The organism is Bacillus yunxiaonensis, assembly GCF_037104695.1.
GTDB classification, from domain to species: Bacteria; Bacillota; Bacilli; order Bacillales; family Bacillaceae_G; genus Bacillus_A; species Bacillus_A yunxiaonensis.
The window spans coordinates 308,663-333,495 of the sequence record NZ_JBAWSV010000005.1 but is presented as its reverse complement, the minus strand read 5'-3'; the positions used below and the strand labels follow the sequence as shown (position 1 = coordinate 333,495).

Sequence of the window (24,833 nt, the reverse complement as noted above, 5' to 3'; positions counted from 1 at the left end):
CCAGGCAACAACATGAAGAAAAAAGAGATAGATACTGTAAAAGTATTCGCTCTCGGTGGAGTGGGCGAAATTGGAAAAAATATGTACTGCGTTGAAATTGATTCTGAAATTTTTATTGTGGATGCGGGACTTATGTTTCCAGAAGAAGAGATGTTTGGAATAGATATTGTTATTCCTGACATTACATATTTAGTGGAAAATAAAGAGCGAGTTAAAGGACTATTTTTAACACACGGTCATGAAGATCATATTGGTGGTATTGTCTATGTGTTAAGAAAATTAGATATTCCAGTTTATGGAACGAAGCTAACGAATGGCCTTGTGAAAGAAAAATTAGGAGAAGCGGGTATGTTAGGTCGTGTTGATTTAAAAACGATCGATTCTAATACTACGGTAGAATTTGACACAACGACTGTTTCCTTCTTTAAAACGACACACAGTATTCCAGATGCAGTAGGGGTTTGCTTCCATACTTCGCAAGGTGCAATTGTATATACTGGTGATTTTAAATTTGACCAAACTCCTATTGGAAATAATGGTTCAGATATTGGGAAAATGGCACAAATCGGAAATGAAGGCGTGCTTTGCTTATTATCTGATAGTACAAATGCAGAACGTCCTGGCTATACTGGATCCGAGAGAGAAGTTGGTTTGGAGATTTCTAAAGTATTTTATAATTCAGAAGGCCGTATTATTGTAGCTTCATTTGCTTCTAACGTTCATCGTATTCAACAAGTTTTTGATGCAGCGTATGAAACTGGGCGTAAAGTAGCAGTGGTTGGACGAAGTATGGTAAAAGTTGTTGATATTGCGAATAACCTAGGGTATTTAAATATTCCAGAAGGTATGTTAATTTCACTACAGGATGTTGATAATTATCCTGAGAAAAAGGTGGCAATTTTAACGACTGGTAGCCAAGGTGAGCCAATGGCAGCTCTTTCTAGAATGGCAAGACAAGCCCATAAACAAATTGCAATTCGTAAAGGTGATACAGTCATTATTGCTGCATCGCCAATTCCAGGGAATGAAACATCTGTCTCAAGGACAATTGATTTATTGTTTAGAGCAGGTGCAGATGTAGTGTATTACGGAGAAAAGAAAGTTCATGTATCAGGTCATGGTAGTCAAGAAGAATTGAAACTAATGTTGAACTTAATGAAACCAAAATATTTCTTGCCTGTACATGGTGAATTCCGCATGCAAAAGGCACATGCTCGTTTAGCTCAAGATGTTGGCATTCACTCAGACCGTATTTTTATCACGGAAAAAGGTGAAGTGATTTCCTTCACAGCTGGAGAGGCAAAACCTGCTGGTAAGGTTCCAGCGGGAAATGTGTTGATTGATGGATTAGGCGTTGGTGATGTTGGAAACATCGTTTTACGTGATCGTAAAATGTTATCACAAGATGGTATTTTAGTCGTTGTTGTAACGCTTGGAAAAGATGAGAAAAAGATTATTTCTGGACCGGAAATCATTTCACGAGGATTTGTTTATGTTCGTGAGTCAGAAGCCTTAATTGAAAGATCAACTGATATTGTACGAACAATTGTAGAACAATCTATTAAAGAATATTCTATTGAATGGTCAACGTTAAAACAAAATATTCGTGAGTTACTCGGACAATTTTTATTTGAAAAAACAAAGAGAAAACCGATGATTTTACCAATTATCATGGAAGTATAAGAGATGGCTGCCTATTTGTAGGCAGCTTTTTCTTTTTTCCTCTGTCGAATGAAATTCACAACTTAACAAATAATAGTTGTATACGTGAGAAAGGGGATACGATATGGTAGAGCGTGATGAAATGAAAAATGAAGAAAAAGAGGCCGAGACAAAAGAAGAAACGAAAGAAGCTTCTGTGCTAGAGAAAATTCAGCAACTTGGACAGACAAATGTTCCGCAATTAAATGAATCGCGTATTCATTGTTTAACAATTGTAGGGCAAATTGAAGGGCATGTACAATTGCCGCCGCAAAATAAAACAACGAAATATGAACATGTTATTCCTCAAATTGTAGCAATTGAACAAAATCCCAAAATTGAAGGATTATTAATTTTGTTAAATACAGTTGGAGGAGATGTAGAAGCTGGGCTTGCAATTTCTGAAATGATTGCTTCGCTTTCGAAACCGACAGTATCAATTGTTCTTGGTGGAGGTCATTCAATTGGTGTGCCAATTGCTGTGTCAACGGATTATTCACTCATTGCAGAAACAGCAACAATGACGATTCACCCTATTCGTCTTACAGGTCTTGTGATAGGTGTTCCGCAAACATTTGAGTATTTAGATAAGATGCAAGAGCGTGTCATCCGTTTTGTAACAAAGCATTCAAAAGTAACAGAAGATCGTTTTAAAGAGCTAATGTTTGCGAAAGGGAATTTAACACGAGATATTGGTACAAATGTTGTAGGTGGAGATGCCGTGAAATATGGTTTGATTGATGATGTTGGCGGGATTGGCCAAGCGATCAAAAAATTAAATGAATTAATTGACGCAAAAGCATCAACTGAACAAAGCGGGGCGTTATTACAATGATTTTATATACCATTATGCCAGAACAACTTGTATATCCGATGGATCATACAGAATTTGCAAGGCAGAAAATTGTACATGTAGATGGTATTGATATGGTTGTTGGAATGGGGAATGAAAATGATTATTCTGTTGTACGTGTATTAAGTACAGATCCCCAGCATTTTTTACAATATGAGCCAGGGCAAAAAATATCCTTTTCGTAAAAGCAGGATTTTGTTTATGAGCTATGGTATAATATAAAAAACAAGAAGGTGGAGCAGCCATGTATAGGCTGCTTTCTTCAATTTATCCCGCTATTCGCATGAAATTATCATCTACCTCAAGATTCTAAGAAAACAAAGAAGATAGGAGCGGGATAATTTCCAGTGAAATCTCGATTGTTCGGGCTAACGATGTGAGGGATGAAACCCTGCATTCATGGAGGTTTTACTTTATTTGTATTTGGCTTAAAATTATCCACTGGTAAGATAACATGAAGAAAATTTATAGCCACTAGAGCGGGATGGAAACTACACTTGTTTTACAAAAAAAGTTATATTTTGAATTGGAATTTGAGGTGAAGAAATGGCAAAACAAAAGCAAAGAGGGACGAAAACAAAAGCAAGACGTACCATAAAGCCAACTTTGTACTACGAAATCGTCGGTTTGACTCTTTTTGCGCTCTCCATCATTACAATTATGCAGCTAGGTGTTGTCGGAAAAGCATTCGTGCTATTTTTTCGCTTTTTCTTTGGGGAATGGTACATACTTGGAGTACTCGGAGTTATTGCTCTTTCTATAGCGTTTGTTATAAAACGAGGGTGGCCAAATTTATTGCACAAACGATTGATTGGTATATATTTAATCACATTAGCTGTGCTCATGTTTAGTCATATTACATTAGTCAACCTCCTAACGAAAGATGGAGCGGTACAAAGTTCATCTGTTATTGTGACTACGAAAGATTTGTTTTTTCATGAAATGAAAAAAGGAGTCGACACGGTTCATTTAGGCGGGGGGATGTTTGGGGCTATTATGTTTGCGACATGTTACTTTTTATTTGATGAAGTTGGCGCATACATAATTGGAATGATTCTCATTTTACTTGGTGTACTATGTATTACAAATAAACATATAGGTGAGGTGCTTGCACCGATTGGGCGTATACTTAGAGGGCAATTTGAAGTGATGCAAGGCGATTATAAAGAGTGGCAAACAAAACGTGCTGCTGAGAAAACGGAAAAGAAAAAGATTGCTCGTACGCGAAGTGAACGCCATGTGCAAGAAGTACCGGAGTTAGAAGAGAGTGTAGAAGAGGCTGATGTAGTGCCGCCAATTATATCAAACTTTACTGAAAACTATGCAACACCAGATCCAATAAGAAATGAATCGCCTATTTCTGAAACAAATCTAGAAGAATCTCTGCCTATGCAAGAGGAGCAGCCGAAGCCGAAGAAAGGCGGGAAAATTGTTGAATCTCTTGCTGGAGAGACAGCAGCACCGCCAATGCATTTTTCAGATGTTGAAAATAAAGATTATAAATTGCCTTCTTTAGAGCTATTAAAGTTTCCGAAGAATAAGCAAGTGACCAATGAAAATGAAACGATTTATGAAAATGCACGTAAGTTGGAACGAACATTCCAAAGCTTCGGTGTGAAAGCGAAAGTAACAAAGGTTCATAGAGGACCAGCTGTTACAAAATATGAAGTGTATCCTGATATGGGAGTTAAAGTAAGTAAAATTGTTAGTTTAAGTGATGATTTGGCATTAGCTTTAGCGGCAAAAGATATTCGAATTGAGGCCCCAATTCCGGGGAAATCAGCTATCGGGATTGAAGTGCCAAATTCAGAAGTTGCAATCGTTACGTTAAGAGAAGTGTTAGATTCAAAAGCAAATAATCATCCAGAAGAAAAGTTATTAATTGGACTTGGGCGTGACATTACAGGAGAAGCTGTACTAGCTCGTCTGAATAAAATGCCTCATTTACTTGTAGCAGGAGCAACTGGTAGCGGAAAGAGTGTATGTATAAACGGAATTATTACTAGTATCTTAATGCGCGCTAAGCCGCACGAAGTGAAACTAATGATGATTGATCCGAAAATGGTAGAGTTAAATGTATACAATGGTGTTCCGCATTTATTAACGCCTGTTGTAACAGATCCGAAGAAAGCGTCACAGGCGCTAAAAAAAGTTGTCAGTGAAATGGAACGTCGCTACGAATTATTTGCTCATAGTGGAACGCGTAATATTGAAGGTTATAACGAGTATATAAAGCAACATAACGAACAGTCCGAAGCGAAGCAACCCGAACTTCCTTATATTGTTGTTATCGTGGACGAGTTGGCGGATTTAATGATGGTTGCTTCTTCAGATGTAGAGGATGCGATTATGCGTCTTGCACAAATGGCACGTGCAGCTGGTATTCATTTAATTATTGCAACGCAGCGTCCATCTGTGGATGTTATTACTGGTGTTATTAAAGCGAATATTCCATCACGAATTGCTTTTGCAGTTTCTTCTCAAATTGATTCAAGAACGATTCTTGATACAGGGGGAGCAGAAAAATTATTAGGACGCGGTGATATGCTGTTTGTACCAATTGGTGCTTCTAAACCGGTTCGTGTGCAAGGAGCGTTTCTATCGGATGAGGAAGTAGAGAAAGTAGTAGAATACGTTGTTACGCAGCAAAAAGCGCAGTACCAAGAGGATATGATCCCGCAAGATGTACCAGAAACAACACAAGAAGTAGAGGATAGCTTATATGATGAAGCAGTTCAGCTTGTTGTCGATATGCAGACAGCATCAGTTTCTATGTTGCAGCGGAGGTTCCGTATTGGGTATACAAGGGCAGCACGTTTAATTGACGCGATGGAAATGAATGGTGTTGTCGGGCCGTATGAAGGAAGTAAGCCCCGTGAAGTATTAGTAAAAGATATTCAAGAGAAAAGTTCGTAATAAAGTGAAACTTCTATCAGTAGGGGAGATTTTATTCCCCGCTGATGGAAAGTCCGCCCAATCGGGCTCTTATGGGCAGTTATTCTCCATCTATCTTCTTCGTTTTCTCTGAATCTTGAGATGGGGGCTTACTGCCCGTTAGTGCGGGGGAAGGTGAAACTTCCATGAATGGGGGATAATTGCCTGTTCATGCGAGATAAAAAAGCCGATTAGAAATACTTCTAGTCGGTTTCTTTATTAAATAAAAATGATAACGCTTACTAATAGCGTGTTTTGATGAGAATACGAATGGTTATATATTATTTGATTTCAACGTTCGATTTTTTTGTTGGATTGTATTGACAGCAATCATATCAAGTGGTACGATTACTTCGGAATCAAAATAAACCTCATATAATCTTGGAAATAAGGTCCATAAGTTTCTACCTAGCAACCATAAATTAGCTAGACTATGAGGAAAAAGTGTAAATACAAGGTGTATTATAACTTTGTCCCTGACTTTTTCAGCATATGAGAAATGTAGGTGTACAAAGTTTTTTTTATGGGTTGAAGAAAGAAAATTTGACCTAAAAAAACTATTAGAATTTATTCGACAAATTTCAATTTTCTTATTTTTATTTAGGGGCATCCATGATATAGTAATTGTGGAAAAAAGAGAAAAGAGGTCTTACATCAGAGGTCGAATAAGTGAAGTGCGAGGGGAGTCTTATGTCAGTAAAGTCAGATAGTCGACATTTGTATTTACGAGTGATTGACCACATTAAAGAAAAGATTAAAAACGGGGTGTATAAAGAGAAGCAAAAGCTACCATCCGAATTTGATCTAGCAAAAGAGTTAGGCGTCAGTAGAGCAACGTTGCGAGAAGCACTTCGAATCTTAGAAGAAGAAAATGTTGTTATTCGTAGGCATGGTGTAGGGACGTTTGTAAATGCAAAACCTTTGTTTTCTTCAGGTATTGAACAATTATCTAGTATTACAGATATGATTACTAGTGCAGGGAAAACGCCAGGTACAGTATTTTTATCATCATCAATAGGTAATTTAACAGAAGAAGAAAAAGAGAAATTTCATAGTGAAGATGATTTTGAAACAGTTATGATTGAACGCGTTCGTACAGCAGATGGGGAACCTGTTGTATATTGTGTTGATAAGTTGCCGAAAGAGGTTCTTCCTGATTTGTCAGAATACAAAGAAGAATCATTGCTTACGGTTATTCATAAAAACACAAATAAACGCATTACATATGCTGTTGCTCATATTGAACCGATTGGCTATCATCCGAAAATATCACCAATTTTAGAGTGTGAGCCAGAAACAGCACTACTTGTACTAAAGCAAATGCACTATGATCAAAATGATGAACCGATTTTATATTCTATTAACTATTTCCGAGCAGATAAATTTAGCTTTCATGTGTTAAGAAAACGAATGTAAAGTGTTTCCTTTTAGGGAGGTGACAGCAAGGAAACGGGGACATGGTTATATAAATGAAAGATACATATTTTAGGAGGGGATTTTACTATGAAGAAAAAAGCTGGAATTTTATTATCATTAACATTAGCAGCAAGCACAATGTTAGGAGCTTGTGGTAACACGAATAAGGAAAGTGACAAAAAAGAGGGAAAAGAAAATAAGAACTTTAAGGTTGGTATGGTTACAGACGTTGGTGGAGTAGATGATAAATCATTTAACCAATCCGCTTGGGAAGGTTTAACGCAGTTTGGTAAAGATAGTAAATTGAAAGAAAACGAAGGGTATCGTTACCTACAATCTGCTAAGGAAGCAGACTATATTCCTAACTTAACAAAATTCGCAGAAACAAATTATAACTTAACATTCGGAATTGGATTCTTAATGCAAAAATCAATTGAAAAAGTGGCAGATCAATTCCCGAAAAGTCAATTTGCACTTGTTGATGCAGTAGCGGACAAAAAGAATGTAACGAGTATTGTATTTAAAGACCATGAAGGTTCCTTCCTTGTTGGGGTAGTTGCAGCAATGACAACAAAATCAAATAAAGTTGGTTTTATCGGTGGTGTAAAAAGCCCGTTAATTGAAAAATTTGAAACTGGTTTTAAAGCTGGAGTGAAAGCTGTAAATCCAAATATTGAAGTTGTATCTCAATATGCTGAAGCATTTGATAAACCAGAAAAAGGGTCTGTATTAGCTTCTGCAATGTATGGCCAAGGCGTTGACGTAATTTATCATGCATCTGGTGCAACTGGTAATGGTGTATTCACAGAAGCGAAAAACCGTAAGAAAAAAGGTGAAAATGTTTGGGTAATCGGTGTTGACCGTGACCAAAACCAAGAAGGTATGCCAGAAAATGTAACATTAACTTCAATGGTAAAACGTGTTGATGTTGCAGTAGAAAAAGTTTCACAAGAAGCAAAAGATGGCAAGTTAACAGGCGGTAAAACAGAAGAGTTTGGTTTAAAAGATGACGGTATCGGGATTGCAAAAACAACTGATAACGTGAAAAAAGTAAATCCAGAGATTTTAACAAAAGTAGAAGAGTATAAAAAGAAAATCATAAACGGTGAAATTAAAGTACCATCTACTCCAGAAGAGTACAAAACATACGAGGCTTCTCTTAAAAAATAATGTTAGAGAAATAGCAAAGGTTAGTTCTTAGAACTAACCTTTGTATATATAAAGAACTTTGTCCTGTCAAGGAGGAATAATATGGAATACGTAATTGAAATGAACAATATTACAAAAGTATTCCCGGGGATTGTAGCGAATGATAATATCACGCTGCAAGTGAAACAGGGAGAAATTCATGCTTTACTTGGAGAAAATGGTGCTGGAAAATCGACACTTATGAATGTTTTGTTTGGGTTGTATCAACCAGAACAAGGAGAAATTAAAATTAAAGGGCAGCCTGTAAAAATTACAAATCCGAATGTGGCGAATGACCTCGGGATTGGAATGGTACATCAGCACTTTATGCTTGTTCATAATTTTACAGTCACAGAAAATATTATTCTAGGAAATGAACCGAAGAAAAACGGTAAAATTGCTATTGATGAAGCGGCGAAAGAAATTAAAAAATTATCTGAGCAATACGGATTAGCGGTAGACCCATATGCGAAAATAGAAGATATTTCTGTTGGAATGCAACAACGTGTAGAAATTTTGAAAACGCTCTATCGCGGGGCGGAGATTTTAATTTTTGATGAACCTACAGCTGTATTAACACCGCAGGAGATTCAAGAGCTTATTCATATTATGAAAAAGCTTGTACAAGAAGGGAAATCTATTATTCTTATTACACATAAGTTGAAAGAAATTATGGAAGTGTGTAATCGTTGTACAATTATTCGTAAGGGAAAAGGGATTGGTACGGTAGACGTTGCAAATACAGATGAAAACAAGCTTGCAGAATTGATGGTCGGACGTCAAGTGAATTTTAAAACTGAAAAGTCAGACGCCAAACCATGTGAAGATGTACTTAAGATTTCTAATCTTGTTGTGCACGATGCACGTCAATTACCTACCGTAAAAGGACTTGACTTAACTGTTCGTGCAGGAGAGATTGTTGGTATTGCAGGAATCGATGGAAATGGACAAAGTGAATTAATAGAAGCGATTACTGGTTTACGAAAAGTTGAGTCAGGCTCTATTACGCTAAGAGAGAAGGACGTGACGAATTGGCCGGTTAGGCGCATTACAGAAGAAGGCGTTGGACATATTCCAGAAGATCGTCATAAACATGGGCTCGTTCTTGATTTTTCTATTGGAGATAATATGGTACTTCAAACATATTATAAAAATCCGTATTCCAAAAAAGGTGTTTTGAATTTTTCGAAAGTATATGAAAAAGCAAAGTCGTTAATTCAACAGTTTGATGTTCGTACACCGAGTGAGCATACACCGGCACGGGCGTTATCTGGAGGAAATCAGCAAAAGGCAATTATTGCTCGTGAAGTGGACCGTGATCCGGATTTATTGATTGCTGCACAGCCAACACGCGGTTTAGATGTCGGGGCAATTGAATTTATTCATAAAAAGCTAATTGAACAGCGTGATAAAGGAAAAGCAGTTCTACTACTCTCGCTAGAGCTGGACGAAATTTTAAATGTAAGTGACCGCATCGCTGTTATTTATGAAGGGAAAATTGTGGACATTGTGAATGCGAAAGAAACAAATGAACAACAGCTAGGTCTATTAATGGCTGGGGGAAAGAAGAAAGAGAAGGTGAATACAAATGGCTAAAAAGTTTTTAACGGAGCGAACGATTAATATTTTAGTACCTGTATTATCCGTTATTTTTGGTTTACTTGTTGGAGCCATTGTTATGATTACGACCGGATACGATCCAATCGCCGGCTATGCTGCATTATGGGATGGAATGGTTGGAAATCCACGTGCGATAGGAGAAACACTGCGAACGATGATTCCACTTGTTCTTGCGGGTTTATCGGTAGCATTTGCGTTTCGTACAGGTTTGTTTAATATCGGGGTAGAAGGACAATTATTAGTTGGTTGGCTCGCTGCTGTTTGGTTCGGTTATGCTGTTTCTCTGCCAGCCTTTCTACATATTCCATTATCGATATTAGTTGCAGCCCTTGCTGGCGGACTGTGGGGATTTATTCCTGGATATTTAAAAGGGAAATACAAGGTGAACGAAGTTATCGTTACAATTATGATGAACTATATCGCGCTTTATGTAACTTATGATATTATTAAACGTTTTTTACATGAAGGAAATGAAAAATCGTATGATATACAAGCGAGTGCATCTCTAGCTTCTTCTTGGTTATCATCTTTAACAGGCGGTTCTCGCCTGCACTGGGGAATTATTGTAGCAATTATTATGGCGATTATTATGTGGTTTTTATTAGAACGAACAACATTAGGTTACGAGCTAAAATCAGTTGGATTTAACCAACATGCCTCCAAATATGCAGGGATGAAAGTGTCGCGTAATGTTATATTGTCAATGACAATTGCTGGTGCGTTTGCTGGGATTGGCGGTGCGATGGAAGGGCTTGGAACATTCCAAAGTATGACAGCGATGACTTCTTTTACAGGAATAGGATTTGATGGTATTGCTGTTGCTCTTCTTGGTGCAAATAATGCATTTGGTATTTTGCTAGCAGCACTTTTATTTGGCGGGCTGAAAAGTGCAGCGCCGCAAATGAATTTTGAAGCGAATGTTCCATCTGAATTAATTAATGTCATTGTTGCTTGTATCATTTTCTTTGTAGCATGCAGCTACGTTTTACGATGGGCACTTTCTCGTTTTAGCAAGGAGGGGAAATAAATGAGTTTCCTAGATATTGTAGCTATTCTTGTCACAGGTACGTTATATACGGCAGCGCCGCTTATTTTTACGGCGCTTGGCGGCGTGTTTAGTGAGCGTTCCGGGGTTGTTAACATTGCATTAGAAGGTTTAATGTTGTTTGGGGCGTTTATTGGCGTTATTACAACTTTATTAATGGGGGATACGTGGGGAGCGATGACGCCGTGGATTGCGCTGATTTTTGCAGCAATTGGCGGAGGGTTATTTGCACTTCTTCATGCGGTTGCGACGATTACATTCCGTGCTGATCAAGTTGTTAGTGGAGTAGCGATTAACTTTTTATCATTAGGGTTAACAGTGTTTGCAATTAAAAAGATTTTCGGAAAAGGTCAAACTGATTTTATCAAATACCGTATTGAAAAAATTGATCTTCCTGGTCTTTCTGACATTCCAGTTATTGGCAAAATTTTCTTTTCTGATGTACCATTAACTTCTTATATTGCAATTATTTTAGCATTTGTTGTTTGGTATGTGATTTATAAAACACCATTTGGTTTACGGTTACGTGCAGTTGGAGAGCATCCGATGGCAGCTGATACAATGGGAATTAACGTATATAAAATGCGTTATGTCGCAGTTTGTATATCAGGTATGTTTGCAGGTGTCGGTGGTGCTGTATTCGCGACATCTATTTCAAATAATTTTTCGGGTGCTACAATTACAGGACAAGGATTTTTAGCGTTAGCGGCCATGATTTTTGGAAAATGGCATCCAATTGGAGCCTTAGGTGCAGCGTTATTTTTCGGATTCGCACAATCACTTGGCGTTACAGGTGGTACAATTCCAGGTTTAGATCAAATTCCAAGTGTCTTTTTAACGATATTACCATATGTATTAACAATTTTTGCACTTGTCGGTTTTGTTGGACGTTCCGAAGCCCCAAAAGCGCTTGGAACACCATATGAAAAAGGGAAACGATAAAAGCTTGCACATTAGTGCAAGCTTTTTTACATACAATAACGTTAATACATGAGAAAAGTTGCAATTTCTTTTGTGAAAACTGTATATTGAAGAAGAAAATTCCTTTTTAGAGGAGGTTTACCAATGGAGCTTATAAAACAAGAAAGACATGAATTAGGTGGATTACGCGTACATATGATTCCAACAGACAAGTATAAAACGAATACATTTGTATTGCGCTTGAAGGCGCCGTTATGTGAAGAAACAGTAACAGAGCGAGCATTACTTCCTTATGTATTACAAAGTGCTACAGAAACACACCCATCTGTTATTCGTGTTCGTCAATATTTAGAGGAGTTATATGGCTCTTCATTAGCTGTAGACGTAAGTAAAAAAGGTGAAGATCATATTATTTCTATTTATATAGACATTGCCAATGAAACGTATTTACAAGAAGCGCCGCCGCTCTTTGAAAAAGCGCTTGCTATGCTTGCTGATATTTTACTAAAACCAGCAACAGAAGGAAATGGTTTCTTACAAACGGTTGTGGAAAGTGAGAAACGTGCGCTTGTGCAGCGTATTGAATCTACGTTTGATGATAAAATGCGTTATGCTAATGAACGCCTTATTGAAGAGATGTGTAAAGTAGAGTCATATCGATTAAGTGCGAATGGTCAAAAAGAACGTGTTTCTGCTATTACAAGTGAAACGCTGTATCAATATTATAAAAAAGTGTTAGAAGAAGATGAAATGGATTTATATATTATAGGTGATATTGAAGAGGGGGCTCTTGACCTTGTGAGACAGTATTTCTCTATTTCTAAACGTGAGGTGAAAGAAAGAAATATACTGTTGCATAAGAAAAATGAAGAAGAACAAGAAGTTGTAGAAAAACAAGAACTAAAACAAAGTAAATTAAATATTGGATATCGCACATATATTACGTATCGTGACGAAGACTATTTTGCATTGCAGTTATTCAATGGTTTGTTTGGTGGTTTTTCACATTCAAAATTATTTGTTAATGTACGCGAGAAAAACAGTTTGGCATACTATGCTGCTTCTCGTTATGAAAGTCACAAAGGACTTCTGTTCGTGATGTCTGGAATTGAGGGTAAAAATTATGAAAAAGCTGTTACGATTATTAAAGAACAAATGACAGCGATGCAAAATGGTGATTTTACTGATGAGGAAGTCGTACAAACAAAAAGTGTAATTAAAAATCAAATTTTAGAGACAATTGATACACCGCGCGGTCTTGTAGAACTTCTATATCATGAAGTAATTGCAAATTATGAACGCCCTGTAGAAGAATGGTTAACAGGGGTTGAACAGGTAACGAAAGATGCAATTGTTAAAGTGGCTAAAAATATCCAGCTAGATACAATTTACTTCTTACACGGAACGGAGGGTGTTTAAGATGGAAAAAATCGTATACGAACAATTAAAAGAAACGTTATATTACGAAAAACTTTCGAATGGTTTAGAAGTATATATCCTTCCGAAGCAAGGTTTTAATAAAACGTATGCAACATTTACGACAAAGTATGGTTCTATTGATAATATGTTTGAGCCGCTTGGAAAAGATGAGATGCTCCGTGTACCGGATGGAATTGCACATTTTTTAGAGCATAAATTATTTGAAAAAGAGGACCATGATGCGTTTCAATTATTTAGTAAACAAGGAGCTTCCTCAAACGCATTCACATCTTTTACAAGAACTGCATATTTATTTTCTTGCACATCAAACGTTGAAACAAACCTAGAGACATTATTGGATTTTGTGCAAGAACCGTACTTTTCTGAACAAACGGTTGAGAAAGAGAAGGGAATTATTGGCCAGGAAATTCAAATGTACCAAGATAATGCTGATTGGCGTTTATATTTTGGATTAATTGACGGCTTATATAGGAAACATCCTGTAAAGATTGATATCGCCGGAACAATTGATTCTATTAGCAAAATTACGAAAGATTTACTGTATGAGTGCTATCAAACATTTTATCACCCAAGCAATATGTTATTATTTATTGTCGGTCCTATTGATCCAGAGAAGACAATGAATTTAGTACGTGAAAATCAAGCGAAGAAAAATTATACCGCTCAATCTGAAATTGTTCGGTCTTTTGATGAAGAACCAGAACAAGTAAACGAGAAAAAAATGGTGATTACAATGCCGGTACAAACACCAAAATGTTTAGTTGGTGTGAAAACACAGGACTTAAAGCAAGAAGGAAAAGATTTGCTGAAACAAGAAATTGCTTTAACCCTTTTATTAGATTATTTATTTGGAAAAGGTTCCACTCATTATGAAACATTATATAATGAAGGTTTAATTGATGATACATTTTCGTACGACTATACAGAAGAAAGCAGTTTCGGTTTTGCGATGATTGGCGGAGATACAAAACAACCGGATGAATTAGCAAAGCAAATCACAAATATTTTATTGCAAACAAATTATGATGAGTTATGCGGAGAAACGTTAGAGCGTGTGAAAAAGAAAAAAATAGGTGGTTTTTTACGTTCGTTAAATTCACCAGAATATATTGCAAATCAATTTACACGCTATGCATTTAATGGCTCCAGTTTATTTGATGCACTATCTGTTTTGGAAAGTTTATCAGTTGAAGATTTACAAACAGCCGCGAAGGACTTTTTAAAAGAAGAACGATTAAGTGTTTGCCAAGTTCTTCCGAAAAAATGATGTAGTAGAGAGAGGAAAAGAATGAAGAAATATGCATTAGTTACCGGGGGAAGTGGAGGAATCGGTTCTGCCATTGTAAGGCGGTTAGTGAAAGATGGGTATACGGTATATGTCCATTATAACCGAAGTGAAAAGAAAGCTCGGGAGTTACAGCTTGAACTAGAAGGTATTATTCCAATTCAAGCTAACTTATCAGAAGCGGATGGTGTTGAGCGTCTATGGTCTCAAATTCATCATCCAATTGATACTATAGTATATGCAGCTGGAAAAAGTATCTTTGGATTAACGACCGACATTACAGATGAACAATTAAATGAGATGGTGGAGCTGCAAGTGAAAAATGTATATAAACTTGTTTCATCTGCGCTGCCTTCAATGATTCGAAATCGAAGTGGAAATATTGTTATTATCTCCTCCATATGGGGACAAATAGGTGCTTCATGTGAAGTATTATATTCTATGGTAAAAGGAGCTCAAAATTCGTATGTAAAAGCTTTGGCAAAAGAAGTTGCACTAAGCGGTGTACGAGTGAATGCTGTTGCTCCTGGTGCAATTGAAACCGAGATGCTATGTGTGTTTTCGGATGAAGAAAAGAAAGATATTGCAGAAGAAATTCCGCTTGGACGATTAGGAATGGCAGAAGAAGTTGCAAATACGGTAGCGTTTGTAATTTCTCCTCAAGCATCTTATATAACAGGTCAAATTATTGGGGTTAATGGGGGCTGGCATTGCTAACTGCTTAAAGTAAGGAGCATTGTATTTTGTTTTCTGTTCATACATAAAAAAGGACATAATAGCAAATAGTAAACATGACTCCATTACTTTATAGTGAGGTGCTTAATAATGTCAGTATTAGAAAACTTTGAACAATGGAAAGGCTTTTTAGGAGAGCGTTTAGAACAAGCGCAAGGAAAAGGGCTAGATGGCGGAGCGATTAATGACATGGCTTATCGCATTGGTGATTATTTAGCAAATGAAGTAGAAGCGCGTAATGACCAAGAAAAATTATTGATGGAGCTTTGGAAGGTTGCAGATGAGCAAGAGCAACATACAATCGCAAACTTAATGGTGAAAATGGTAAACCATAAGTAAGAAAAGGGAGGAGGAATCCTCCCTTTTTTGTCGATGTTGAAAATCTCTAGATTAAATCGAGTTCTATTATACATTTCGCTTTCCTATTAGAGGAAAATCATATAATATAGTACGTAGGTGTAAAGTAAGCAAGGGGAGTGTCATCAAATGATTGAATGGTATTTTGAGTATGAAATACATAAAAACCGACCTGGCTTGCTTGGTGACGTTTCTTCGTTAATCGGTATGCTTGGTATTAATATCGTAACAATTAATGGGGTAGACAACGCTAGGCGTGGACTATTGTTAATGTGCGATAATCAAGAACAAATTTCTAGACTTGAATCAATTCTAAATACGATGGATAATATAACCGTAACGAAATATCGTTCACCGAAGCTTCGTGATCGGTTAGCAGTTCGACATGGAAGGTATATACAGCGAGATGCGGATGATAAGAAAACATTTCGTTTTGTTCGTGATGAACTAGGCTTGCTTGTGGATTTTATGGCGGAACTCATGAAAAAAGAAGGCCATAAATTAATTGGAATTCGCGGAATGCCGCGTGTTGGAAAAACAGAGTCTATTGTTGCGGCAAGTGTTTGTGCGAATAAACGGTGGCTTTTTGTATCATCGACTCTCATTAAACAGACGGTGCGTAGTCAATTAATTGAAGATGAATATAATGATAATAATATCTTTATTTTAGATGGAATCGTTTCAACGAAGCGCGCAAATGAACGACACTGGCAGCTTGTTCGCGAAATTATGAGATTGCCAGCGACAAAGGTTGTAGAGCATCCAGATATATTTGTGAGTCAGTCAGAATATACCCTTGAGGATTTTGATTACATTATTGAGTTACGAAATGATTACGATGAAGAAATTCAATACAACCTAGTAGATGAAATTGAACAAGGAAATCAAAATAATTTTTCCATGTTTGACTTTTAAAGAAATATTGAGGTGTTAGCATTGACGGAATTAGGACAAAAGCTGAAAGAAGCACGAGAACAGAAAGGTTTTTCCATCGATCAGCTGCAAGAAGTTACGAAAATTCAAAAACGTTATTTGATTAGTATCGAAGAAGGAAATTTCAGTGTATTGCCTGGGGATTTTTACGCGCGTGCCTTTATAAAGCAATATGCAGAAGCGGTCGGTCTTAATGGAGAGGCAGTATTAGAAGAGTATAAACATGAGATACCGCAGCCAGTTTCTCAAGATGTTCCGCAAATTTCAAGAGGACAAAAAACGCAGGAAACTGTACAGAGAGCAACTTCATCACCGATTGCAGATCATATGCCTAAAATTTTAATTACAGTGCTTATCATTGCAATTGGTGTTGCAATTTGGTTTGTTTTCCGATTTGTATCAAACAAAGACAGCGGCCAAGTAAAACAAGTGCAAAGTGCACAAACAGAAGTAGAGAAAGCGAAAAATTCGCCTCTTGATCAAAAGAAAGAAGATCAAAAGAAAGAAGGGGAAACTCAACAAACGCAGCAACAGCCGAAGCAACAACAACCAGCTACGGGTCAAGAAGAGGTTAAATTTGTTGAGACAAAAGATAACGTATCTACATTGGAACTTCGCAATAACAAAGCATTCAAATTAGAAGTTACTGCAAAAGGTACAAGTTATGTAGATATTAAAGATGAAAATAATAATGTACTCTATAAGGGTACTTTAACAGAAGGGCAAACTCAACAACAGGATTTATGGTCAAAAAATGTTGTGCGGTTAAACATTGGTAGTGCTCCAAATGTTGACATTAAAATTAATGGGCAAGTTGTTGCTTACCCAATTAAGCCAGAAGACACGTATCATCAAATTTGGGTGATTAAAAACTTAGGAGAACAACCTGCGCAATAATAGTCATCGTTCCGATGACTTTTTTCAATGCACAAACCGTTTTTGACATGATGGAGGAATAGCTGTGAATTTACCAAATAAAATTACTGTATCAAGAATTTGTTTAATTCCTATATTTTTAATTATTATGCTCGTTCCATTTGATTGGGGTGCATACACAATTGGAAATGTAGAATTGCCAATTCAGCACTTAGCTGGAGCTATCGTTTTTATTATTGCTTCTGCTACAGATTGGATTGATGGGCATTTAGCAAGAAAACATAATCTTGTAACGAACCTAGGAAAATTTTTAGATCCTTTGGCGGATAAATTATTGGTATCTGCAGCATTAATTACGCTTGTAGATTTACATTTTGTATCAACTTGGATAGCAGTTGTTATTATTAGTAGAGAATTTGCCGTTACAGGCTTGCGTCTCGTATTAGCTGGCACTGGGGAAGTGTCGGCTGCAAAAATGCCTGGGAAAATTAAAATGTGGATGCAAGTTATTGCAATTTCTGCGTACTTGTTGCATGATGTTCCATTCAATTTAATTCATATTCCAATTGCAGAAATTTCAATATGGATTGCGCTTATTTTTACGATTATTTCAGGATGGGATTATTTCTGGAAAAATAGAGAGGTTTTTGTCAATTCGAAATAACGGCTTATGGGGGAATAGCAGATGAATGCAGAGATTATCGCGGTTGGTACAGAGTTATTGCTTGGACAAATTGCGAATACGAATGCCAAATTTTTATCAGAAAAGCTGGCAGCTATCGGAATTGATGTATACTATCACACTGTTGTAGGAGATAACAATAATCGCTTGCGTCAAGCAATTGAAATTGCTCAAAAACGTGCAGATATATTGATATTTACAGGTGGATTAGGACCAACAAAAGACGATTTAACGAAAGAAACAATTGCTTCTTCTCTGCAGGAAGAGCTTGTATATGATGAAGTAGCGCTCGCTTCAATTGCTGACTATTATAAACGAACAGGAAGAGAGTTTACGGAAAATAATAAAAAACAAGCTCTTGTTTTAAAGGGTTCAACCGTGTTTGCCAATGATCATGGTATGGCTCCAGGGATGGGATTATGCAAAGATAACAAGGTGTATATTTTACTTCCAGGACCACCTAAAGAAATGAATCCAATGTATACAAGTTATGTAGAAACTTGGCTACTTCCTTTTACATCTGGTGAGAATCTATATTCTCGTACTCTTCGATTCTTTGGAATTGGGGAATCACAATTAGAGGCAACGATTCAAGACTTAATAGATGAGCAATCGAACCCAACGATTGCTCCACTTGCTTCTGAAGGAGAAGTAACGCTTCGTCTAACTGCAAAGCACCATGATGCAAAAGAGGCTGAAACGCTAATAAATGATATAGAAAAATTGATTTTACAAAGGGTAGGACAATTTTTTTATGGATATAATCAAGATCTTCTTCATAAAAAAGCAATTACGTTGTTAAAACAAAAAGGTTTGACGGTTGCATGCGCTGAAAGTTTAACAGGCGGATTATTTGGTGAGCGTATTACTGAAGTTGCTGGTGCGTCTTCTGTGTTTACAGGAGGCATAATTTGTTACAGCAATGACGTAAAGCAGCGTATTTTACATGTCCCAGAAGAGATTTTACAAACAGATGGAGCTGTTAGTGAAGCATGTGCTCGTCATCTTGCGGAAAATGTGAAAAAGATTATGCAAGCCAATATCGGAATTAGCTTTACTGGAGTAGCAGGGCCAGAGGCGTCTGAAGGAAAAGAGCCTGGGACAGTATTTATTGGATTAGCAATGGATGAACAGCCGACGATTGTTATTCCGCTTACATTAAGTGGAAGTCGCCAGCAAATTCGTGAACGAACTGTCAAATATGGATTTTACCATCTGTATAAGAAGCTAGAAGAGATATAAATCTCTTCTAGCTTCTATTATTTTATATGGTGGAATAAAGGTTTTCGTCTACTGGAAAATAAAAAAATCGAATAAACGTTCGATTTTTGTTGGCATAATGGAAAGAAGATATTATAATAAGATTAGCATTTAAGTTAAGGAGGAATTTTTGAATGAGTGATCGTCAAGCGGCATTAGATATGGCGTTAAAACAAATAGAAAAACAATTCGGTAAAGGCTCTATTATGAAACTAGGAGAGCAAGCGGAACGAAAGATTTCTACTGTACCAAGTGGTTCGTTAGCACTTGATGTTGCCCTTGGAGTGGGTGGTTATCCACGTGGCCGTATTATTGAAATTTATGGACCTGAAAGTTCAGGTAAAACGACAGTTTCCTTACATGCGATTGCAGAGGTACAACGCCAAGGCGGACAAGCGGCGTTTATTGATGCAGAACATGCAATGGATCCTGTATATGCACAAAAACTAGGTGTTAATATTGATGAATTATTATTATCTCAGCCAGACACGGGAGAACAAGGATTAGAAATTGCAGAGGCATTAGTACGAAGCGGTGCAATTGATATTATTGTTATTGACTCTGTAGCAGCACTTGTTCCAAAAGCGGAGATTGAGGGAGAAATGGGTGACTCTCACGTCGGTTTACAAGCACGTTTAATGTCACAAGCTCTTCGTAAATTATCTGGTGCGATTAACAAGTCAAAAACAATTGCAATCTTTATTAACCAAATTCGTGAAAAAGTTGGAGTTATGTTTGGAAATCCAGAAACAACTCCAGGTGGTCGTGCGTTGAAATTCTATTCAACAGTACGTCTTGAAGTGCGTCGTGCTGAGCAGTTAAAGCAAGGTAATGACATTGTCGGTAATAAAACAAAAATTAAAGTAGTAAAAAATAAAGTAGCACCTCCTTTCCGCGTAGCAGAAGTTGATATTATGTACGGAGAAGGGATTTCAAGAGAAGGCGAAATTTTAGATATGGCTTCTGAACTTGATATCGTTCAAAAGAGCGGAGCTTGGTACTCTTATAATGAAGAGCGCTTAGGACAAGGGCGTGAAAATGCGAAGCAATTTTTAAAAGAAAATCCAGAAGTTACAGATGAAATTGCATTCTTTATTCGTGAGCATCATGGCATTGGTGAAGAAGCAGCATCTGGAAGCGGAGAAGATATGAATCTTCTTGATGGTTAAAAGACACGGTTTCGTGTCTTTTATTTTTTAACAGAGGTAAAGAAAGTAAAAGTAGACAACGCTTGACAATGAAAATAGCGCTAGATACAATAATAATGTATATTTTTTCTTGTAATATATACGATACACTCTTCTCAAGAAGAGAAGTAACATTCGGATAGGAATTATACTTTCCGAAATAAGCATATGTCTATTTTAATTGTGAAATGAAGAAAGTCCCTTGAAAAGGCGGGACGACAGTCATTGCTGTACGTTGCAAGTGCAAACAATGTACATCCATGCAGTCTTTTTTCATTCATAGCAAGAGGAGGTGAAATTATGAGTAATGTAGTTTGGATACTCATCTCCATTTTGCTGGCCATCGTCAGTGCAGTTGTTGGATTTTTTGTTCGAAAGTCCATTGCAGAAGCGAAGATTAACGGTGCGGCCAATGAAGCGAAGCGTATTGTAGAAGATGCAAATCGTCAAGCAGAAGCACTGAAAAAAGAAGCGCTGTTAGAAGCAAAGGATGAAATTCATACACTTCGTACAGAAGCGGAATTAGAAATTCGTGATCGAAGAAGCGAGTTACAAAAACAAGAAAATCGTTTAATGCAAAAAGAAGAGAACCTTGATCGAAAAGACGAATCGCTTGAGAAAAGTCAACAATTGTTAGAGAAGAAAGAGGAATCTCTTGTAGTAAGACAACAGCAGATTGAAGATTTGGAAAGCAAAGTGGGAGAGTTAGTACAAAAACAGCAAGATGAATTAGAGCGTATTTCTAGCCTAACACGTGATCAAGCAAGAGCCATTATCCTAGAAAAAGTTGAAAATGAAATTTCGCATGAAATCGCTGTTATGGTAAAAGAAACTGAAGTACGTGCAAAAGAAGAAGCAGATAAGAAAGCGAAAGAGATTTTATCTTTAGCTATGCAAAGATGTGCTGCTGATCACGTTGCTGAAACTACGGTTTCAGTTGTAAATCTTCCAAATGACGAGATGAAGGGACGTATTATCGGACGTGAAGGTCGTAATATTCGTACGCTAGAAACGTTAACAGGTATTGATTTAATCATCGATGATACACCAGAAGCGGTAATCTTATCAGGCTTTGACCCAATTCGTCGTGAAACTGCTCGTATTGCTCTTGATAAACTTGTACAAGATGGACGTATTCACCCGGCACGTATTGAAGAAATGGTTGAAAAATCAAGACGTGAAGTGGATGAGTATATTCGTGAAGTTGGAGAACAAACGACTTTTGAAGTAGGAGTACACGGGTTACATCCAGATTTAATTAAGATTTTAGGTCGTTTGAAATTTAGAACAAGCTACGGTCAAAATGTCTTAAAGCACTCTATGGAAGTTGCTTATTTAGCTGGACTAATGGCGGCTGAACTAGGTGAAGACGAAAAACTTGCTCGTCGTGCTGGCTTATTACATGACATCGGAAAAGCAATCGACCATGAGGTTGAAGGCAGCCACGTTGAAATTGGTGTTGAGCTTGCGACAAAATATAAAGAGCATCCTGTTGTTATCAATAGTATTGCATCTCATCATGGTGATACAGAACCGACTTCTATCATCGCAGTTCTTGTGGCAGCGGCGGATGCACTGTCAGCAGCAAGACCTGGGGCACGAAGTGAGACGCTTGAAAATTATATTCGTCGTCTTGAAAAGCTTGAAGAGATTTCTGAGTCTTATGAAGGTGTTGAGAAATCCTATGCAATTCAAGCTGGACGTGAGGTTCGTATCCTAGTGAAACCAGATACAATTGATGATTTAGAGGCTCATCGTTTAGCGCGTGATATTCGAAAACGTATTGAAAATGAACTAGATTATCCAGGGCATATTAAAGTTACTGTTATTCGTGAAACACGTGCAGTTGAATACGCAAAATAAAGTGGTGGTGTTACACCACTTTATTTTTTTGTGCCGGGAATGGACATAATATAGAAAAGCCTGTAGAATCGGAAACAATTTATGAAATAAGATAATGAGAGTACATCTGTATTTTTTATAAATTGAGTTTACAGCTTAGGAATATAAACTACGAAGAATGTATAGATAGAAAGGGTAAGAAATATGAGAATTTTATTTGTTGGGGATGTAGTAGGCTCACCAGGAAGAAAAATGATTCAAGATTACGTGCCTGCATTAAAGAAAAAATATACACCTACAGTTACGATTATTAACGGAGAAAATGCTGCAGGTGGACGTGGAATTACAGAGAAAATTTATCGTAACTTTTTAGAGTGCGGTGCACAGGCAGTTACACTTGGAAACCATGCATGGGATAACCGCGAAATTTTTGAATTTATCGATGATGCAAAGTATCTTGCAAGGCCAGCAAATTTCCCAGAAGGAACACCAGGAAAAGGGCTTATTTTTGTAAACTGTAATGGTATAGAAGTTGCAGTGATTAATTTACAAGGCCGCACATTCCTTCCGCCAATCGATTGTCCATTCCGTAAAGTGGATGAATTGATTAAGATTGCGAAAAAGCGTACAAACATTATTTTTGTTGATTTTCATGCTGAAACAACGAGTGAAAAACAAGCGCTTGGCTGGTATGTAGATGGACGCGCTACAGCAGTTGTTGGAACGCATACACATGTTCCGACTGCTGATAATCGTATCTTGCCAGAGGGAACAGCTTATATTACAGATGTTGGCATGACAGGTCCATATGATGGGATTTTAGGGATGGACCGTGAAGCTGTGCTGAAGAAGTTTTTAACAAACCTTCCAGTACGATTTGAAGTGACGAACGGAAGAACACAGTTAAGTGCCGTGTTAATTGACGTGGATCCAAATACAGGAAAAGCTAAGAAAATTGATCGCATTTTAATTAATGATGATCAGCCATTTTTTGAATAAAAAACAAGAAAAGTTAGAAAAGAAAATATATTTTAATTTTTTAGAAAAATCACAGGGTTTTAGCAGGAATATGAACCATTGCTCGTGAATATAAGTTAAAAGTGAATTCAATCGCTAATACTTTCTTAAAGAAACGAGGAGGAAACGTGCAATGGAAATATTAAAAGTTAAAGCAACTTCGGTACCTAACTCTGTAGCTGGTGCACTTGCTGGAGTTATTCGTGAGCGTGGCTCAGCAGAAATGCAAGCAATCGGCGCAGGTGCATTGAATCAAGCCGTGAAGGCAGTAGCAATTGCGAGAGGATTTGTAGCGCCGAGTGGTGTGGACTTGATCTGTATCCCAGCTTTCACAGATATTATGATTGATGGTGAAGAACGCACAGCGATTAAATTAATTGTAGAGCCTCGTTAAATTGGATGACCTGTTTGCATTTGCAAACAGGTCATTTTTATCCTATATTAATGGGCGGAGTAAGCTCCTTCACTGATGGAAGTTTCACTTTATTATTTTTTACGAGAAGAAATTTACTTCCAACTGTAAAAATATAATGGAAAATAATTCTACTTTAAGAAGGGAGGATGACGAATCTTGAAAATTTTTGATGCGCATTGTGATGTATTATGGCAGTTATGGATGGGGAAAGGGAAAAAAAACTTTCAAAATGAATCTTCTTTACATATTACGTACAATCAGTTAAAGCCAAAGGCCGGCAGTGTTCAGTGTTTTGCCATTTATGTGCCGGAAGAAGTGCCATATGGACAGCGATTTGCAGTTGCATTAGAGATGGTAAATATATTTCACGAACAAATTTTGACACTGCCGAATATAAAATGGATCCGGACAAAAGAAGATATTCAGCAATTAGGTACAGATGATATAGGAGCGCTTTTAACTTTAGAAGGATGCGATGCAATTGGAAAAGAATTAACGAAGCTACAAACGTTGTACTATCTTGGTGTTCGTTCTGTTGGACTTACTTGGAATTATGCGAATTTAGTTGCTGATGGAGCGTTAGAGTCTCGAGGTGGTGGTCTAACACTGTTTGGAGAAAAAGTAGTGGAAGATTTAAATCGTTACAAGATATGGACAGATGTTTCTCATCTGTCAGAGAAAGGGTTTTGGGACGTGATGGAACTTGCAAATCATCCCATTGCTTCTCATTCGAATAGCTACGAGTTATGTCAGCATCCAAGAAATTTAACGAATGAACAAATAAAAGCATTGATCCAAAAAGATGGAATGATTGGGATAACATTTGTACCGATGTTTTTAGCTGCAAACAAGTCTGTTTGTGTGGATGATATATTACGCCATGTTGAGCATGTATGTATGCTTGGTGGAGAAAAAAATGTTGGATTTGGATCAGATTTTGATGGAATAACAGAAACAGTGGTACATGTAGAACGGTATGAACATTATGAATATGTCATAAATGAACTATTAAAACGATATAAAGAAGAGCAAGTGAACAATTTCATATATCGTAATTTTATACATCATATTTCATTCTAAGTTTTTATTATACAAAAGATTATAGAAGGAAAGAATAAATATTAGA

General features: G+C 37.1%; 22 protein-coding genes and 1 riboswitch. All 22 genes read left to right on the top strand.

Translation table 11 applies throughout. The features are described 5' to 3' along the window. Window positions 1-12: 12 nt before the first annotated feature. Window positions 13-1,683, top strand: a complete 1,671-nt coding sequence (locus tag WAX78_RS16385; protein ID WP_336483099.1) for a ribonuclease J — start codon at window positions 13-15, stop codon at window positions 1,681-1,683. Window positions 1,684-1,786: 103 nt separating this feature from the next. Further along, entirely contained in the window at window positions 1,787-2,536 is a 750-nt protein-coding gene (locus WAX78_RS16380; protein ID WP_336483098.1) for a ClpP family protease, read from the top strand. Further along, on the top strand, window positions 2,533-2,739 hold the full coding sequence (locus tag WAX78_RS16375; RefSeq protein ID WP_336483097.1) for a YlzJ-like family protein: 207 nt from the start codon (window positions 2,533-2,535) through the stop codon (window positions 2,737-2,739). The genes WAX78_RS16380 and WAX78_RS16375 overlap by 4 nt, the downstream gene beginning before the upstream one ends. Window positions 2,740-3,100: 361 nt before the next feature. After that, window positions 3,101-5,470 carry a DNA translocase FtsK gene (locus WAX78_RS16370; protein WP_336483096.1) on the top strand — a complete coding sequence of 790 codons (2,370 nt, stop codon included), beginning with the start codon at window positions 3,101-3,103 and terminating at the stop codon, window positions 5,468-5,470. A gap of 369 nt (window positions 5,471-5,839) precedes the next feature. Next, a riboswitch (purine riboswitch) is annotated at window positions 5,840-5,942 on the top strand. Between the two features lie 236 nt (window positions 5,943-6,178). Next, window positions 6,179-6,904, top strand: a complete 726-nt coding sequence (locus tag WAX78_RS16365; protein WP_336483095.1) for a GntR family transcriptional regulator — start codon at window positions 6,179-6,181, stop codon at window positions 6,902-6,904. Window positions 6,905-6,991: 87 nt separating this feature from the next. Next, complete coding sequence (locus tag WAX78_RS16360) at window positions 6,992-8,074, top strand: BMP family lipoprotein (protein ID WP_336483094.1); 1,083 nt, start codon at window positions 6,992-6,994, stop codon at window positions 8,072-8,074. Window positions 8,075-8,155: 81 nt separating this feature from the next. Next, a complete protein-coding gene (locus WAX78_RS16355; protein ID WP_336483093.1) occupies window positions 8,156-9,688 on the top strand; it encodes an ABC transporter ATP-binding protein in 1,533 nt (510 codons plus the stop codon). After that, entirely contained in the window at window positions 9,681-10,739 is a 1,059-nt protein-coding gene (locus WAX78_RS16350; RefSeq protein ID WP_336483092.1) for an ABC transporter permease, read from the top strand. Before WAX78_RS16355 ends, WAX78_RS16350 begins: the two co-directional genes overlap by 8 nt. Further along, entirely contained in the window at window positions 10,740-11,699 is a 960-nt protein-coding gene (locus WAX78_RS16345; protein ID WP_336483091.1) for an ABC transporter permease, read from the top strand. Between the two features lie 123 nt (window positions 11,700-11,822). Next, the gene (gene yfmF, locus WAX78_RS16340) at window positions 11,823-13,097 is read left to right on the top strand and encodes an EF-P 5-aminopentanol modification-associated protein YfmF (protein WP_336483090.1); all 1,275 of its coding nucleotides are present in this window, start codon (window positions 11,823-11,825) and stop codon (window positions 13,095-13,097) included. 1 nt (window position 13,098) lies between these two features. Beyond that, window positions 13,099-14,385, top strand: coding sequence for an EF-P 5-aminopentanol modification-associated protein YfmH (gene yfmH / locus WAX78_RS16335; RefSeq protein ID WP_336483089.1), 1,287 nt, complete (start codon window positions 13,099-13,101; stop codon window positions 14,383-14,385). A gap of 21 nt (window positions 14,386-14,406) precedes the next feature. After that, on the top strand, window positions 14,407-15,120 hold the full coding sequence (gene ymfI, locus WAX78_RS16330) for an elongation factor P 5-aminopentanone reductase (protein ID WP_336483088.1): 714 nt from the start codon (window positions 14,407-14,409) through the stop codon (window positions 15,118-15,120). Window positions 15,121-15,228: 108 nt separating this feature from the next. Next, the gene (locus WAX78_RS16325) at window positions 15,229-15,477 is read left to right on the top strand and encodes a DUF3243 domain-containing protein (protein ID WP_336483087.1); all 249 of its coding nucleotides are present in this window, start codon (window positions 15,229-15,231) and stop codon (window positions 15,475-15,477) included. A gap of 147 nt (window positions 15,478-15,624) precedes the next feature. Next, on the top strand, window positions 15,625-16,410 hold the full coding sequence (locus WAX78_RS16320; RefSeq protein ID WP_336483086.1) for a DUF3388 domain-containing protein: 786 nt from the start codon (window positions 15,625-15,627) through the stop codon (window positions 16,408-16,410). Window positions 16,411-16,431: 21 nt separating this feature from the next. Further along, a complete protein-coding gene (locus tag WAX78_RS16315; RefSeq protein WP_336483248.1) occupies window positions 16,432-17,325 on the top strand; it encodes a helix-turn-helix domain-containing protein in 894 nt (297 codons plus the stop codon). 64 nt (window positions 17,326-17,389) lie between these two features. Beyond that, window positions 17,390-17,968, top strand: a complete 579-nt coding sequence (pgsA, locus tag WAX78_RS16310) for a CDP-diacylglycerol--glycerol-3-phosphate 3-phosphatidyltransferase (RefSeq protein WP_336483085.1) — start codon at window positions 17,390-17,392, stop codon at window positions 17,966-17,968. 21 nt (window positions 17,969-17,989) lie between these two features. Then, window positions 17,990-19,228: a competence/damage-inducible protein A gene (locus WAX78_RS16305; protein WP_336483084.1), complete on the top strand. Its 1,239-nt coding sequence runs from the start codon at window positions 17,990-17,992 to the stop codon at window positions 19,226-19,228. Window positions 19,229-19,380: 152 nt separating this feature from the next. Continuing rightward, window positions 19,381-20,415 carry a recombinase RecA gene (gene recA, locus WAX78_RS16300; protein WP_336483083.1) on the top strand — a complete coding sequence of 345 codons (1,035 nt, stop codon included), beginning with the start codon at window positions 19,381-19,383 and terminating at the stop codon, window positions 20,413-20,415. A gap of 318 nt (window positions 20,416-20,733) precedes the next feature. Then, window positions 20,734-22,296, top strand: a complete 1,563-nt coding sequence (rny, locus tag WAX78_RS16295; protein ID WP_336483082.1) for a ribonuclease Y — start codon at window positions 20,734-20,736, stop codon at window positions 22,294-22,296. Between the two features lie 183 nt (window positions 22,297-22,479). Beyond that, a complete protein-coding gene (locus WAX78_RS16290; protein WP_336483081.1) occupies window positions 22,480-23,274 on the top strand; it encodes a TIGR00282 family metallophosphoesterase in 795 nt (264 codons plus the stop codon). Between the two features lie 151 nt (window positions 23,275-23,425). After that, the gene (gene spoVS, locus WAX78_RS16285; protein WP_020059065.1) at window positions 23,426-23,686 is read left to right on the top strand and encodes a stage V sporulation protein SpoVS; all 261 of its coding nucleotides are present in this window, start codon (window positions 23,426-23,428) and stop codon (window positions 23,684-23,686) included. Window positions 23,687-23,863: 177 nt separating this feature from the next. Then, window positions 23,864-24,787 carry a dipeptidase gene (locus WAX78_RS16280; RefSeq protein ID WP_336483080.1) on the top strand — a complete coding sequence of 308 codons (924 nt, stop codon included), beginning with the start codon at window positions 23,864-23,866 and terminating at the stop codon, window positions 24,785-24,787. The last annotated feature ends 46 nt before the right edge of the window (window positions 24,788-24,833 follow it).